Annotated in this window: 15 protein-coding genes; 4 read left to right on the forward strand and 11 right to left on the reverse strand. The window is 63.2% G+C overall.

Annotated features, from left to right (window positions below; translation table 11 throughout):
* Positions 1-52: 52 nt before the first annotated feature.
* The 4 genes from PQQ53_RS06245 to PQQ53_RS06260 all read right to left on the reverse strand — a co-directional run bounded on the left by PQQ53_RS06245 (position 53) and on the right by PQQ53_RS06260 (position 4197).
* On the reverse strand, positions 53-1477 hold the full coding sequence (locus tag PQQ53_RS06245; RefSeq protein WP_408323460.1) for an aspartate aminotransferase family protein: 1425 nt from the start codon (positions 1475-1477) through the stop codon (positions 53-55).
* Positions 1478-1547: 70 nt separating this feature from the next.
* Positions 1548-2882, reverse strand: coding sequence for a glutamine synthetase family protein (locus PQQ53_RS06250; protein WP_408323461.1), 1335 nt, complete (start codon positions 2880-2882; stop codon positions 1548-1550).
* 33 nt (positions 2883-2915) lie between these two features.
* Positions 2916-3713 (reverse strand): gamma-glutamyl-gamma-aminobutyrate hydrolase family protein, encoded by a 798-nt coding sequence (locus PQQ53_RS06255; RefSeq protein ID WP_408138795.1) that lies wholly within the window; start codon positions 3711-3713, stop codon positions 2916-2918.
* 280 nt (positions 3714-3993) lie between these two features.
* Positions 3994-4197, reverse strand: a complete 204-nt coding sequence (locus tag PQQ53_RS06260; protein ID WP_408139533.1) for a hypothetical protein — start codon at positions 4195-4197, stop codon at positions 3994-3996.
* 39 nt (positions 4198-4236) lie between these two features.
* Between PQQ53_RS06260 and PQQ53_RS06265 the strand changes: the two genes are divergently transcribed.
* A complete protein-coding gene (locus PQQ53_RS06265; RefSeq protein ID WP_408152082.1) occupies positions 4237-4359 on the forward strand; it encodes a hypothetical protein in 123 nt (40 codons plus the stop codon).
* 154 nt (positions 4360-4513) lie between these two features.
* On the opposite strand, the gene PQQ53_RS06270 is transcribed toward PQQ53_RS06265, so the two are convergent.
* The gene (locus tag PQQ53_RS06270; protein WP_408323462.1) at positions 4514-5542 is read right to left on the reverse strand and encodes a VTT domain-containing protein; all 1029 of its coding nucleotides are present in this window, start codon (positions 5540-5542) and stop codon (positions 4514-4516) included.
* Between the two features lie 248 nt (positions 5543-5790).
* Positions 5791-6207, reverse strand: coding sequence for a cupin domain-containing protein (locus PQQ53_RS06275; RefSeq protein WP_408323463.1), 417 nt, complete (start codon positions 6205-6207; stop codon positions 5791-5793).
* A 171-nt stretch (positions 6208-6378) separates the two neighbouring features.
* Between PQQ53_RS06275 and PQQ53_RS06280 the strand changes: the two genes are divergently transcribed.
* Positions 6379-6984: a peroxidase-related enzyme gene (locus tag PQQ53_RS06280; protein WP_408323464.1), complete on the forward strand. Its 606-nt coding sequence runs from the start codon at positions 6379-6381 to the stop codon at positions 6982-6984.
* A 55-nt stretch (positions 6985-7039) separates the two neighbouring features.
* Here the strand turns inward: PQQ53_RS06280 and PQQ53_RS06285 are convergent, their stop codons facing one another.
* Both PQQ53_RS06285 and PQQ53_RS06290 read right to left on the reverse strand, forming a co-directional pair.
* Entirely contained in the window at positions 7040-8290 is a 1251-nt protein-coding gene (locus PQQ53_RS06285; protein ID WP_408323465.1) for an MFS transporter, read from the reverse strand.
* Positions 8291-8404: 114 nt separating this feature from the next.
* Positions 8405-9343, reverse strand: coding sequence for a LysR substrate-binding domain-containing protein (locus PQQ53_RS06290; protein ID WP_408138787.1), 939 nt, complete (start codon positions 9341-9343; stop codon positions 8405-8407).
* A gap of 267 nt (positions 9344-9610) precedes the next feature.
* On the opposite strand from PQQ53_RS06290, the gene PQQ53_RS06295 reads away from it, so the two are divergent.
* The gene (locus PQQ53_RS06295) at positions 9611-10339 is read left to right on the forward strand and encodes a DUF899 family protein (protein ID WP_408323466.1); all 729 of its coding nucleotides are present in this window, start codon (positions 9611-9613) and stop codon (positions 10337-10339) included.
* A gap of 87 nt (positions 10340-10426) precedes the next feature.
* Here PQQ53_RS06295 and PQQ53_RS06300 read toward each other — a convergent pair whose 3' ends face one another.
* Together PQQ53_RS06300 and PQQ53_RS06305 are read right to left on the reverse strand one after the other, a co-directional pair.
* Positions 10427-12400 carry a putative bifunctional diguanylate cyclase/phosphodiesterase gene (locus tag PQQ53_RS06300; protein ID WP_408323467.1) on the reverse strand — a complete coding sequence of 658 codons (1974 nt, stop codon included), beginning with the start codon at positions 12398-12400 and terminating at the stop codon, positions 10427-10429.
* A gap of 185 nt (positions 12401-12585) precedes the next feature.
* Entirely contained in the window at positions 12586-12969 is a 384-nt protein-coding gene (locus tag PQQ53_RS06305; RefSeq protein ID WP_408323468.1) for a hypothetical protein, read from the reverse strand.
* A 349-nt stretch (positions 12970-13318) separates the two neighbouring features.
* Between PQQ53_RS06305 and PQQ53_RS06310 the strand changes: the two genes are divergently transcribed.
* A complete protein-coding gene (locus tag PQQ53_RS06310) occupies positions 13319-13597 on the forward strand; it encodes an HU family DNA-binding protein (RefSeq protein WP_042324988.1) in 279 nt (92 codons plus the stop codon).
* A gap of 184 nt (positions 13598-13781) precedes the next feature.
* On the opposite strand, the gene PQQ53_RS06315 is transcribed toward PQQ53_RS06310, so the two are convergent.
* Positions 13782-14903: a 3-deoxy-7-phosphoheptulonate synthase gene (locus PQQ53_RS06315; RefSeq protein ID WP_408323469.1), complete on the reverse strand. Its 1122-nt coding sequence runs from the start codon at positions 14901-14903 to the stop codon at positions 13782-13784.
* Positions 14904-14936 lie beyond the last annotated feature (33 nt).

The raw sequence follows: 14936 nt of genomic DNA on the forward strand, positions 1-14936 counted from the left end.
TGTGTCGATCAGCATGTGGGGATGGGCTGACGGATTGCCTTGCGTAACGCTATTACCCCACGCCGAGTTGCCGCGCAGTTGCGTCGATCGCCGCTTTGGCCTTCGACACGATTTCGTCGATCTCGATCTTGCTGACCACGAGCGGCGGCGACAGCAGCATCCGGTCACCGGTGGCGCGCATGATCAGATTGCCGTTGAAGCAGAAGTCGCGGCAAATCGTGCCGACGTCGCCGCCATTGGCGAAACGCCTGCGTGTTGCGGGGTCTTGCGCGAGTTGCAGACCGGCCACGAGACCCGCACCGGCAATCTCGCCGACGATGGGATGATGGGCGAAGGTATCGCGCAGCTTCCTCTGGAAGTACGGGCCGGTATCCGTTTTGACGCGCTCGACGATCTTCTCGTCGCGCAGCAGCCTGAGATTGGCGAGCGCGACGGCGGCCGCCACCGGGTGGCCGGAATAAGTGAGGCCGTGATTGAAGTCGCCGCTCCCGATGATCACCTTGGCGACCCGGTCATGCAGGCCGACCGCCCCCATCGGCACATAGCCGCTCGTCAGCCCCTTCGCGAGCGTGATCAGATCGGGCTCGAAACCGAAGTGCTGATGTGCGAACCATTCGCCCGTGCGGCCGAATCCGCCGATCACTTCGTCGGCAACCAGCAGAATGTCGTACTTGCGGCAGATGCGTTGAATTTCCGGCCAATACGTCGAAGCCGGAAAGATCACACCGCCCGCCCCCTGGAAAGGCTCACCGATAAAAGCGGCCACCTTGTCCGCGCCGATTTCGAGGATCTTCGCTTCGAGTTGCTGCGCGCGCGCCAGCGCGAATTCGTCCGGCGTCTGATTGGCTTGCGCTTCGCCGAAGAAATACGGCTGATCGATATGCACGATGTTCTCGACTTTCGACGGCATCTGTTCATGCATATAACCCATGCCGCCGAGCGTGCCGCCCGCGATCGTCGAACCGTGATAACCGTTCTTGCGCGAAATGACGAACTTCTTCGAGTACTTCTGCTGTGCCGCCCAGTACTGGTGAACGATGCGCAGCACCGTGTCGTTGCCTTCCGAGCCGCTGTTGCAGTAGAAGAAGTGCTTGAACGGCGCCGGCGTCAATTCCGCGAGCAAGGCCGACAGTTCGATCACCGGCGGATGCGTCGTCTTGAAGAAGGTGTTGTAGTAGGGGAGCTCCAGCATTTGCCGGTATGCGGCATCGGCGAGTTCCTTGCGGCCATAGCCGACGTTCACGCACCAGAGTCCCGCCATGCCGTCGATGATCCTGTTGCCTTCCGAATCCCACAGATACACGCCTTGGCCTTTGACGATCACACGGCTGCCGCTGCGATTGAGCGAGCCCATATCCGAAAACGGATGAATATGATGAGCGGCGTCGAGCGCGCGGTATTCGGCGGTGCTGCGCGACGTGCGCTGTGTGGCTTGCGCGGGTTGCATGTAAGCGGCTTCTTCGATTCTGTAGCTCATGCTGACTCCAATTTTTCCATTTACATCTGATCATGACATCGCAAGACAGGGCCTTTTCTACGATCCGGTCTCAAACGTGCAACAGCAAATGCCGGCGTTCCCACGAACTGATCACGCGGAAAAACGCCTCGTACTCGGTTTCTTTCAACGCGAGGTAGGCTTTGACGAACTTCTCGCCGAGTACTTCGGCAATCGGTTCGCAGGCCGCCATCAACGTCAGACCTTCTTCGAGGTTGCGCGGCAATTGATACGGCAACGCATAACCGTCGCTGAGCAGCGGCTCGGTGGCATCGAGTTGCTGTGTCATGCCGAGATAGCCAGCGGCCAGCGTCGCGGCAATCGCCAGATAGGGATTGCAGTCCACGCCCGGAATGCGGTTTTCGATGCGGCGCGCGGCCGGTCCCGAATGCGGAATGCGAAAACCCACTGTGCGGTTGTCATAACCCCACGCGACGTTGATCGGTGCGGCCATGAAGCGCGAAAGACGGCGATAGGAGTTGATGTACGGCGCGAAAATCGGCATCAGCGCCGGCGTGTACTTCTGCAAGCCGGCGATATACCTCGTGAACTGCACAGTCGGTTTGCCGTCCGCGCTGGTGAAAATGTTCTCGCCGGTTTCTTCGTCGATGAGACTTTGATGCATGTGCATTGCCGAACCCGGTTCGCTTTCCATCGGTTTGGCCATGAAGGTCGCGTACATCTTGTGGCGCAATGCCGCTTCGCGCACCGTGCGTTTGAACAGGAAGACGCTGTCGGCGAGCTTCAGCGGGTCGCCGTGCATGAAGTTGATTTCCATCTGCGCGGCGCCGACTTCATGGATCAGCGTATCTACTTCCAGTTCCTGCACCTCGCAGTACTCGTAGATGTCTTCGAAAAGCGGATCGAATTCGTTGACCGCTTCGATCGAATACGACTGCCGTCCTGTTTCCGGACGGCCCGTGCGGCCGATGGGCGGTTGCAGCGGCAGATCCGGGTCCTTGTTCATGTCGACCAGATAGAACTCGAGTTCGGGCGCGATGACCGGCTTCCAGCCTTTGGCTTTGTAGAGTTCGAGTACCCGGCGCAGCACGCGGCGCGGCGAGAGGGCGACCGGCGTGCCGTCGAAATGAACGCAATCGTGAATCACCTGGGCGGTCGGATCGACGGCCCATGGAATCATCCGAATGGTGGCCGCGTCGGGCACGCACACCATGTCCGGATCGGTGACGCCCGTGAGCGAGCCGTCTTCCGGATACTCGCCCGTGACGGTCTGGATCATCACCGCTTGCGGCAAGCGCATGGACTCGCCGGATTCGAACTTGCTGCGCGGAATGATCTTGCCGCGCGCGATTCCGGCCATATCCGGGATGATCGCTTCGATTTCGGTGACGTGATGCTTCTTCAGAAAATCGTCGATGTCATGCATGATTGTTCTCTCAGTTTTTGGCGCGCGACCGGCTCAAACCTGCATGGCGGCGGATGCAAATGCCGCGCCGTGGCCGGTCCTGATGCGCATTCGATCGCGGCATGCGTCGCCGAACGCGCGGAAGATCGCGGTGGATAGCGGGTCGTCGGCGAACTTCCACTCCGGGTGCCACTGCACGCCCAGCGCGAAAGCGCGCGCGTCATTCACGCTGACCGCTTCGATCAAGCCGTCCGGTGCGATGGCTTCGGCCGTGAGACCCAGGCCCAGCCGCTCGATGCCCTGACCGTGCAGGGAATTCACACGCGCCTCATTCGTGTGGCCGGCGAGGCGCTGCAACAAGCCGCCTGGCGACAACGTGATCGAATGCGACGCCCCGTATTGCACGTCGAGGCTGTCCTGTTTGTTCTCGCGGTGGTCGTTCAGGCCAGCCACTGCGTGAACGCTTTGATGCAGGGTGCCGCCGAACACCACGTTCATTTCCTGGAGTCCGCGGCATATGGCCAGCACTGGAACGCCGGCGGCGAGCGCCGCGCGCATCAGCGGCAGCGTCGTTGCATCGCGCGCGGCGTCGTGCAGCGTGCCGTGGGCACCAGGATGGCCGCCATAGCGATGCGGTTCGACGTTCGAATAGCTGCCGGTAAAAAGCAGGCCGTCGACTACGGCCAGCACATCTTCAGTGGACTGACGTTCGCCGAGCGCAGGCAGCAGCATGGCCAGCGCCTGCGAGCCATCGACAATCGCGGCAATGTATTTCTCGCCGACTACGTGCGACGGGTGGGCCCCGATCATCGTTCTGTCGGCGCTGATGCCGACCAGCGGTTTGTTTCGCATAGCCAGGTGTGTGATGTGAATAGCGCTAAAACGCGGCGCGACTTGACCCCGCAGCCGCGCACGATGCACGAGGCCGCCAGGAGGTTGCGTACTGTCGCTGTCGGCGAACGGCGCGCCGCGGGCAGTAGCAGGAATGGCCGTTCGATTCGATCCGCCGCAATGCGCGAGTCACTGAGCCGCGTTTATCCGCGCGAAGCGCAGGGACGGCAGACAGCACCGCGCATACGCACGAACGCGCATAGGCAAACGGATAGAACGAATGGCGAAAAGGAGGGAGGCGCTACGGCAGCAGCGAGGCGACTTCGTCGGTTCGCACCGCAATGAAAGCGCGCGCGCAAACGGAGTTGTGACGTCGAATTGAACGGCGGGACAGGATCGGAAAGACGGACAGGAAGCGGCGGAACGTAAGGCTGCCGTTGCTGCCGTCGGCGATGGCGCTGTCAGCGAGCGTACAACCCGCCTGACTGCGATTCCATCTAACCAAAGGGCCTCGGACTCTCACGATTACACTCGACTGGCAACGTTGAAAGTATTGAACGGCCTGCTCGAAATCCGCACGGGGCGTTTAAAGAAACAGACCGCTGGCATGGTCGTCTCGAAGCTGGGCGAAATGAATTCGCTGCGCCTCAGAATGTCTTTGGCGTGAGCCTGACGACCGCCTGACAACTAGCATATACGAGCCAATAAGGCCGTCAAACCCCTTTTATGAAAAAGATTGATCGGGATTTACCCAATGGTGCAGTCACTCAAGCGATCAAAGTACTCAATACTCATCGCGCACATTGCATCGATCACCACACTTACTCCGCGAGCCTCGCACGCACCGTGTATTCGCCCTCGGCGCCTGAATGATCATGATCCTCGATCATATGGGCCATTGCCGTATTGAAGTCGGGCGGCAGCGGTTCGACCGGATAGCCGCGTTTCTCCCACGCGTCGAGTCCGCCCTTTAGCGCGCGGATATGATGAATGTTCTTGCGATGCAACCGGGCGACGATGCGCTTGGCCGTCGCCTCGTTGGGGCACACGCAGTAGACCACGATCGGCCGCTTCAGGAACTCGGGATGGATCGGATCGGGTGAATCGAGATCCAGCGGCCGCGCGCCGGCAATCCGGTGCGACTCCTTTTCGCGCACGCTGGGTGGACGCGCGTCGAGAATCAGCGGCGGTTCGTTCGACTTCATCAACGCGTCGAGCTGATCCGGCGTGATGCGCGTATGCGCGAGCCAGCGGCGAAACTGCAAACGGCGCACCCAGCGATACAACAGCGCGGCCACGAAGATCGCCGCGAAAGCATCGAAGATCGTGCCGCCGTTTTGCCGCACGAGCAGCACCAGTTGCACGATCTGATCGTGCAGCGCGGCGCCGCCGACCACCCACACGCTGGCCCACAACGTGGCGCCGACCAGATCCCACCACAGAAACACGCCGACACTGATCGCGGTCGTGCCGAGCAATGGTGCGGAAATCAGACCGAGTCCCGGCAGAAACTTGGCGATGGTGAGAATCGGCGCGCCGTAGCGCTCATAGGTATGGCGCGCGACGCGCACCGTGGTGTCCAGCGAAAGGGAGAAGCGCACCAGATAGTTCAACAGACGCCGGCCATATGCCCGTCCGGTGAAGAACCAGAGCGAGTCGGCGATCAGCGTCGCGCCGACCGCGGCGAACACGACGTTGACGTACGAGGTTTGCCCCATGGCGGCCATGGTGCCGCCGAAGATCAGCATCGGTGCGGCCGGAATCGGCACACCGAGCTGCGTGACGAGCACGCTCATGAAAACGGCCCATACGCCCAGCGAGGATGGGATAGCAACCGGGAAATGCCACACAACCGCGCTCCTGAGAAGGCAATGAAAGGAAATGAAATGAAGTCGGGCTCTCGTTCGCGCATGGCGAACACGCATCGGCGCGAAGAGCGGATTTAAGCACAGGTGGCGAAAGGGCGCAGGGAGGACGGCCGAACGCCGCGCGGATTCCGGCTGGATCAGTACGCAGGAGGCCACCTGCGAGCCGGCTTGCGCAGCCCGACGGGCCGGCTGCTCAGCGCGAATTGAAAGAGGCGGCGCGTCCGGTCAGATCACGCCTCGGCGCCCGGGTCGTAGGGCACGACACGTTCGTGTTCGTCGGAATGGTTGCGCGCGACGATGGCGCGCGCGGGGCGGGCGTCGTCGAGATTGAAGGGCTGATGCGGCACGCCCGGGGGAATGAACAGGAAGTCGCCCGCTTCGGTAATCACGGACTCGCGCAAACCCGGACCATAGCGGGTCTCGATTCTGCCTTCGAGCTGGAAGATCGCGGTCTCGTAGTCGGCGTGAAAGTGCGGCTCGGCATGACCGCCCGGCGGTACCACGACCATGTACATCGACAAACCCGTGGCGCCCGCGGTGCCTGCGGAGATGCCGACAAAGTAGGGCAGCCGCTGGATCGTCATCATTTCCTGCTCGGGACGCACCTTGACGACCGTGGCCCGCGCGTCGCGCATAGCGTCTGACATGCTCACTCCTGTGCTGGTCGCCGCCGCTGCTCGCGGTTCGGCTCACACTCCCTGAGACTGAAAGTCTAGACGATACGGGCGTCGAAATCGGACCTTGTCGAGCGCGCGGCTGCTGGGCTGACGGTTGCTACAATCGTCGTCGTGCACATAGAGATATAACGGAGACACCGCATGACAAAAGCTCAACCGATTAGCCGCTACCCCGTGCCGCAGCCGGGCGAATGGCCGGACGACATCCGCGCCCGCATCCTCGAAGTGCAGGAGAAAGCCGGCTTCGTGCCGAATGTATTTCTGACGCTCGCCCATCGCCCGGACGAATTCCGCGCGTTCTTCGCCTATCACGACGCGCTGATGCTGAAGGAGGGCGGCCTTACCAAGGGCGAGCGCGAGATGGTCGTGGTCGCCACGAGCGCCGTGAACGAATGCCTCTATTGCGTGGTCGCGCATGGCGCGATTTTGCGCATCTACGAAAAGGCGCCGTTGCTTGCCGATCAGGTCGCCGTCAATCATCGCAAAGCGGATCTCACCGCGCGGCAGAAGGCAATGCTCGACTTCGCGCTGAAGGTGTGCCGCGAATCCGGCACGGTCGGCGACGCCGATTTTAAAGCGCTGCGCGAGCACGGCTTTAGCGATGAAGACATCTGGGATATCGCGGCGATTACCGCGTTTTTCGGTCTGTCGAACCGGATGGCCAACGTCATATCGATGCGCCCGAACGATGAGTTCTATCTGATGGGGCGCGTGCCGAAAGAGGGTTCGCACAAGCCGAAAAAATAACCGCAATGATTTGTTTCGGTGTCCAGATTGAATACAGGCGCTGAACCAGGCCCACTCAGGCACGCACCGGTTCGCGCCGAAGCGCGGGCTTGTTCACCGTGGTGTCGTCGATCGGAAAGTGCAGCATCGCGGCGGCGAGCCCGGCGACGACCGTCGCTTCCCACAGCAGCGAATACGACCCCGTCAGATCGAACACCAGCCCGCCTAGCCACGCACCGAGAAACGAGCCGATCTGATGGCTCAGAAAGCACACGCCGAACAGGCTGCCGAGGTGGCGCGTGCCGAACACTTTCGCAACCAGCCCGCTCGTGAGCGGCACGGTGCCGAGCCAGGTCAACCCCATCACGGCCGCGAAAATCACCACGGACGCGGTGCTTTTCGGCAACACGAAGAACGCACCGATCGTCATGCTGCGAATCAGGTAGAGCCAGCCGAGCACGTGCTGCTGCCGGAACCGGCCGCCGAGCCAGCCGCACGCCCAACTGCCCGCCATGTTGAACAGGCCGATCAACGCGAGCGCGGTGGCGCCGAGCCCGAGCGGCATATGACAGAGCGACAGATACTCGGGCAGATGCGTCGCGATGAACGCAAGCTGGAACCCGCACGTAAAAAAGCCGAGGGTCAGCAGCCGGTAGCCGCGATGCCGGGTCGCCAGCGCGAGCACCTCGCGCAGCGGCGCGGCAGGCGCTTCCTGGACCGGCGTGCCGACTCGCGCGCGGCGGTCGAGCAGGATGCCGAGCGGGGCGATCGACAGCATCAGGAAGGCCAGCACGAACAGCGACGTGGCGACGCCCGAACTCAGCCGGATGCCTTGCACGAGCGGAATCATCAGCACCTGTCCCGCCGAGCCGCCCGCGCTCACCAGCCCCATGGCCATGCTGCGCTTTTCCGGCGTCGCAATGCGGCCGACCGCCGGCAACACGACGCCGAACGTGGTGCAACTCACGCCGATGCCGACCAGCAGTCCCATGCCGACGATCAACAGCGCGCTGTTCGGCGCCACGGCCGCGAGCCCGAGACCGGCCGCGAAGGTCGTGGCGCCGAACGCGACCACCGGCGCCGAGCCGTAGCGGTCGGCGGCGGCGCCCGCGAACGGTTGCGCGAAGCCCCACACGAGATTGTGCAGCGCGATGGCGAACGCGATCTGCGTGACCGGCAAGCCGCGGTCGAACGAAAACGGACCGATGAAAAGCCCGAAGGTTTGGCGGATGCCCATCGCCGCGCTCAGGATCAGCGCGCCGGCGAGGATCACGAGCGTCGTCGGGTTGAAGACGGGGGCGAAGCGTTTGCTGTTGGCGCTCGACATGGTTCTGATCTCCTTGGACACCATGGTCGCAGTGAGCGTCGGAAGCGGCAAAAGAAAAGATTTCTTCGACAGGTGAGCGTGGCTCACCTGTGGGGCGTTACGTGAGATTCGGATTCAACTCGATGCGTTTCCCGAATCCGGACCCTCGGCGTCGGCGGTCGCGCCGAACTGCCCGGCCTCGCCGATGAGCCAGCGCTTGAAGTCGTACAGTTCCGGCCGGCGGTCCGCGTTTTCCGCGCTCACGAGCCAGTACGCGCCGGCCGAATCGATCGTGTCGGAAGAAGCTTCGACGAGCGCGCCGCTCCCGAGATCGCTGTCGACCAGCGGCCTTCTGCCGAGCGCGACACCGAGGCCCATGGCGGCCGCCTCGAACGCGAGCTGGATCGTGTCGACGCGCAGGCCGCCGGTGGGGTCGATGCCGTTGGCACCGGTCGCATCGAACCACGCCTGCCAGTCTTCGCTCGCGGCGTTCACGTGAATCAGCGTCGCGTGTTCGAGCCTGATGTTGCCGCCATCGTCGCGCAGACTCTCCAGATAAACGGGGCTGCACACCGGTACGAAGCGTTCGCCGAACAGGCGCGTCCACGCGGCGCCCGCGACCGGAGACCGGCTCAGGCGAATCGCGAAATCGAAGCCGTCGACCGGAAAGCCGACCTGACGGTGCGATGTGTCGACGCTCACGTTCACCTTCGGCCAGCGCTCGCGAAAACCCGCGAGACGCGGCACCAGCCAGCGCGACGCGAAAGTCGGCGCGCAGCTCAACGCGATCGGGCGATCCGCGCGATGGTTCGGCAGACGCTGCGTGCCGATGGCGATCAGCGAAAACGCTTCGGCAACGTAGGACAGGTAATCGGCGCCGGTCGCCGTCAGCGAAATGCCGCGCGGCTCGCGCACGAACAGCTCGACGCCGAGTGCCTGCTCCAGGCCGACGATGCCGTGACTGACCGCGCTCGGCGTGACGTTCAGTTCCGCGGCGGCGAGCTTGAAACTTTGATGCCTGCCGGCCGCTTCGAAGAAACGAAGCGCGGGCAGAGGTGGCAGACGAAGCGGCATGTTGCATCCCCAAGGACGGCGCGCGGTGACGGTGGCTCTGGCTTGCGCCGCGTTTCACGCGCGCGTGCTGTTTCGCAAAAGCATACCTTGCCGCGTGGTTTCGATTACGGCCACCGTGGCGGGGTGGTCGGATGCCGTGGCCAACGTCGGACGATTTTTTCGCCATGAATGTCGATTTGCGACGACCCCGATCGTCGTGACCATATGGAGGGCGACAGGAGCGACGATAAGCGCCCTCCATCCCTTTTCCGCACAAGGAGATGGCTGATGACTGACGTAGACACATCCGCGCAAACGCTCAAGCCGGCGCGGGAACTGGCGGGGCAGCCGCCGCGTTTTCCCGGCGAGAGCGCCGACTATCGCCGCGCGCGCAACGACCTGCTGGCCGAGGAAATCGAATTGCGCCGCCATATCGAACGGGTGGCGGTGCAGCGCCGCGCGCTGCCGCCTGGCGGCGTCGTGCCCGAGGACTATCGATTCGACGGCGAAGCGGGCCCGGTGACGCTGTCGGAGATGTTCGGCGAGCACGACACGCTCATCACCTACAACTGGATGTACGGCCCGCAGCGTGCGCGGCCCTGTCCGATGTGCACGTCGCTGCTGAGCGCCTACGACGGCGAAATGCCCGACATCCTGCAACGCGTGGCGTTCGCGGTGATCGGCCGCTCGCCGATCGAAAAGCTCGTCGCGTTCAAGAAGGAGCGGGGCTGGCGGTATCTGCGGCTGTACTCGTCGGGCGGCAACACGTTCAACCGCGATTACGCGGCCGAAGATCCCGCCGGCGACGACTATCCGGCGTTGAACGTGTTCACGCGTTCAAACGGCACGGCGCGGCATTTCTGGGCCGAGGAGATGGGGCCGGCGTCGGCGGACCCGGGCCAGGACCCGCGTGGCGCACCGGATCCGATGCCGCTGTGGACCCTGCTCGACATGACGCCTGGCGGGCGCGGCACCGACTGGTATCCCCGGCTCGACTATCCGGGCGTGCCGCGTTAAGCGGGCGGCGGCCGCGTCGTCGCGCCGTGTCTTGCTGCCATTGCGCGCGATATCGCGGGATATCGCGGGGTATGGACGTGGGCCGGACTAGCGCTGCGCGTCCGGCGCGTAAGCCTGCCCCGGCGCCGCTTGCAGATACGCGGCAACGGCGCACGCGCGCATCGGCCGGCTGAACAGATAGCCTTGCACCGCGCGCGCGCCGAGCGCCTGCACGACTTCGGCCTGCGACGCCGTTTCGAGTCCTTCCACCACGCATTCGAGCCCGAGGTTGCGGCACAGGTCGAGCACCGACTTGACGATCTTCTTCGACGCGCTGTTCGAGTCCACGTCGATCACGAAGCTGCGGTCGATCTTGATCGTATCGAACGGCAGCCGATGCACGTAGCTCAGGCTCGAATAGCCGGTGCCGAAGTCGTCGAGCGATACACGGCAGCCGGCCTGTTTGATCATCGTGAGCGAGCTGCGCGCCTGCTCGAAATCGCGCGTCACGGCGGTCTCCGTGATTTCGAACGAGACCCGCTGCGGCGGCACGCCGCTCGCCGCCACGATATCGATCAGACGACGCGCGCGCGCCGACGTCGAGATGTCCACCGCGGACAGGTTGAACGAGAGAAACAGATCGCATGGCCAGCGCGAAGCTTCGTCGAGTGCTTTGTGCAGCAGCACCTCGGTAATGTGCAGAATCAGTTCCGTGCGCTCGGCAATCCGGATGAACTCTTCCGGCCTGACGGCGCCGAGCCGTGCGTTATGCCAGCGCCCGAGCGCTTCCAGACCGATCGGGCGGCGCGTGAGCAGATCGTAGATCGGCTGGAATTCCAGAAACAGCTCCGCTTCGAGATCGGCATGGCGCAGTTCCTGGGTCACGAGGCTCGAACGCCGGATGCGCGTTTCGTGCTCCGTCGAGAAAATCACCGGCTTGCCGCGGCGGCTTTCCTTGCCGAAGTACAACGCGGCGTCGGCGCGTTCGAATACCTGTGCGACGGTCTTGCCGGCTTCGGGAAACGCGGCCCAGCCGATCGTTCCCGACAGCTCGGCGATATTGCCCGCCACGCGATACGGTGTGCTGAGCGCTTCGCAGATGCGCTGGCCCAGCTCGACGAGCGCTTCGTCCGATAGCCTCTGCTGTGCGAGGACGCCGAATTCATCGCCGCCGAGGCGCGCGAAGAAGAGGCCCGGCTCCGCTTGCGCGAGCAGCCGCGAACCGACTTCCTGGAGCACGAGGTCGCCGCTCGCGTGGCCGTAGACGTCGTTGACCTGTTTGAAGCCGTCCAGATCGATCAGTCCGACATTGAAGCCGCTGCCCGTGGCGAGCGACTGTTCCGCCATCGCGCGCAACGACGCGAAGAAGCTGCGCCGGTTGGGCAGGTCGGTCAGACTGTCGATGCTCGCGAGACGGAAGTTATCGTCGCTGAGCCGCTGGGTTTTCTGCTGGCTCGCCTGCAGTTCACGCTGCGCATGCACCACGTCGCTGAAGGTCCTGTAATAGAGCTGGATGATGACCGCGAGCGCGACGCCCACCAGCGTCATGTCGATCGCCATCGCGATGAACACCGGATATCCCGTGAACACGAGGAAGGTGGAAAAGCTTAGGATGACGATGGAAAGCAGCAGTAGGGCGGCCGTGCGCAGATGCATCAGGCAAAACACGCAGCCGACCAGCGTGGTCGCCATGTAGAACGCGACCTGCGCCTGCTCGAACGCGGTGCCATACGGAAACAGCAGAAGCGACCAGGCGCTGAACGCGACGCCGAACAGGGCGGCGAGCCAGGTCAGTTGGCGCAGCTCGGCCTCTGCCGTGTCGCCGGTGAGTACGCGATGCCGGACGTGCCACCAGCGTATGCAACGGACAATGCACAACGTGCACAACACGGCGGGCAAGTAGAGGGACAACCATGCCGGCGCACTGTGCCAATGCGTAACCGCAACGGCCATCGTGTTGACGAGCAGGATGAAATAGAGGAGCGGGATTTGACGGCTGAACGCCTGAAGCTGCGAGCACGCGAGCGCTGGGTCGCTTTCCGTGACCCAGCGCGCTTCCCTCCATCTGGCTAACCGGCCCATTCCCTTCCTTTTTAACGTTTGCGTCGCGTACGCAGCTTTGTATATCGGCAATACAGGGACGAGCTTGATAGGCTATCGGAAGGAAATAAATGGGCCGTCGAGCGAGCGGTAAGTCCGACCTGGCAGGCCTTTGATGGCGAGTCATTTATGCCGCGCCGCGTGCCGCGCCTGGCGTTTTTACCTATTCACAACGTCGGGCACGATAGCACGCGTTGAGGGGGGACGTCCGTGCCGGGTTCGCCGTTCGTGGCCGGCGTGCCTTGCGGCGGGGTCGATACGAGACGCACCGCATTCACGCCCGCATTGGCCAGCACGTATTTTTCCGCGCTTTTTTCGGGTTGCCAGTAGGCGCGGAAGGCCCCGCTGTCGCCGAAGATCAGCAGCTTGCCATGGACCGTTTTCGCGCCGCTGACCAGATCGACGGGTTCGCCGTCGCGCATTTTGAAGCCTTCGGGTGTTGCCGAACCGGTTGCGCCGACGAGCGTGGCGCAGCCGTTATCGTCGGCGGCCGAGGCGGCGCACGACAGCATGGCAATCAGCACGCCTGTTGCAATATGGCGAAACATCATTTTTATTTCCTCCCGAATTTTTAAATTGCTCGGGGCATCGCGCGCCCCGCGCCGAATCTCGGCGATCCACCCTAACACGGTAAGAATGCGTGCTGGTGGCCGTTTTGGGGCCGCTAAAGTACTGAAATTGCAACGGATTGTGATGCGCCGCCGAAGCGCGCAAAGCGCTGGAAGCGCGTAAGCGCGCGATTCTTATGGCACTTTGCAACGAAAAATCGTCAAATTGGCTCTGGGCGGGTGATACAAGCCTTACACGAAGGTTTGCGCGAATGCGCGCCTATGCGTTAGTGTGTCGGTCCCGGCGCAACAGATGTGGCGCCGGTTCCATGATTACCATACGGGAAGTGCTATGAACAAACAGGAACTGATTGATGCAGTCGCCGCAGCGACGGGCGAAAGCAAAGCGGCCACCGGCCAAACCATCGACGCAATCGTCGAAGCGGTGACCAAAGCGGTTGTCAGCGGCGATACGGTGCAACTGGTCGGTTTCGGTTCTTTCTCGACCGGCGCGCGCGCAGCACGCGTGGGCCGCAATCCGTCGACGGGTGCCGAGATCCAGATCGCGGCAGCCAAGACGGTGAAGTTCACCGCCGGCAAGGCGTTCAAGGAAGCCGTCAACGCGTCGTAATGCAACGCGCTTCACGCCGGAGCATCCGCGTGCGCGCTGCCATGCATGGACGCGTGCGGCGAGCCATGTATCGGGCGTGAAGAATCACGCGCTGCCCAACGCCCGTCAAGCTGGACTGATCGGCGGCTGGTGCGGCGCGTGTGCCTGAGTCGCGGTAAATAGCGACTCGCGTTCGACTCGCGGCTTAACCCGCCGCACGACGCTTGCGGGTGGCGTCGGCGAGGGTGTCGAGCACCGGCTCGGTTTGCGCCCAGCTCACGCAGGCATCCGTAATCGATACGCCGTAACGCAGCGGCACACCGGCCTTCAGATCCTGACGGCCTTCTTCCAGATGACTCTCCAGCATGACGCCGATAATGCGGCGCTCACGCTGCGTGAGTTGCTGCGCCAGATCCTGCACCACTTCCAGTTGGCGCAAATGCGATTTGCCCGAGTTCGCGTGCGAGCAATCGATCATCACCTGCTCGCGCAAACCCGCTGACTTGAGCGCCGCGCAGGTCGCCTCCACCGACGCGCTGTCGTAGTTCGGGCCTTTCTTGCCGCCGCGCAGGATCACGTGTGCGTCGTCGTTGCCGCGCGTTTCGAAGATCGCGGCCATGCCCATTTTCGTCATGCCCATGAACGCGTGGCTCGCGCGCGCCGCGACGATCGCGTCCGCGGCGATCTGCACGCCGCCGTCGGTGCCGTTCTTGAAGCCGATCGGGCAGCTCAACCCCGACGCCAGTTGCCGATGACTCTGGCTCTCCGTCGTGCGCGCGCCGATGGCGCCCCATGCGATCAGATCGGCGATGTATTGCGGACTGAGCAGGTCGAGAAACTCGGTCGCGGTGGCGAGGCCCAGACCATTGATGTCGAGCAGCAGTTGCCGCGCGAGACGCAGGCCTTCGTTGATGCGGAAGCTGCCGTCCAGACGCGGGTCATTGATATAGCCTTTCCAGCCGACCGTGGTGCGTGGCTTCTCGAAGTACACGCGCATCACGATCAGCAGATCGTCCTTGTAGGTGTCGGCTGCGGCCTTGAGCTTGCGGGCGTATTCGATTGCCTGATCGTGGTCGTGAATCGAGCATGGGCCGACGATGAGCACGAGCCGGTCGTCGCGGCCATGCAGAATGTCGGCGATTTCCACGCGCGTTTTTTCGACGAGCGTCTGCACGGCGGGCGGCACCGGCAGTTCGTCCTGCAACAGCGCAGGGGAAATCAACGGACGTACCGCGCCGATCCGAACGTCGTCGATGCGCGTGGTGTCCTGGGTGGCGTCGGCCGAGCCGACTTCCTGATCGTGCAAAGGATTGTCGATGGCGCTCAAAATATTCTCCCGGGGCCTGGATGATGAGGCGGC

It is taken from the genome of Paraburkholderia strydomiana, from assembly GCF_046030495.1.
GTDB classification, from domain to species: Bacteria; Pseudomonadota; Gammaproteobacteria; order Burkholderiales; family Burkholderiaceae; genus Paraburkholderia; species Paraburkholderia strydomiana_A.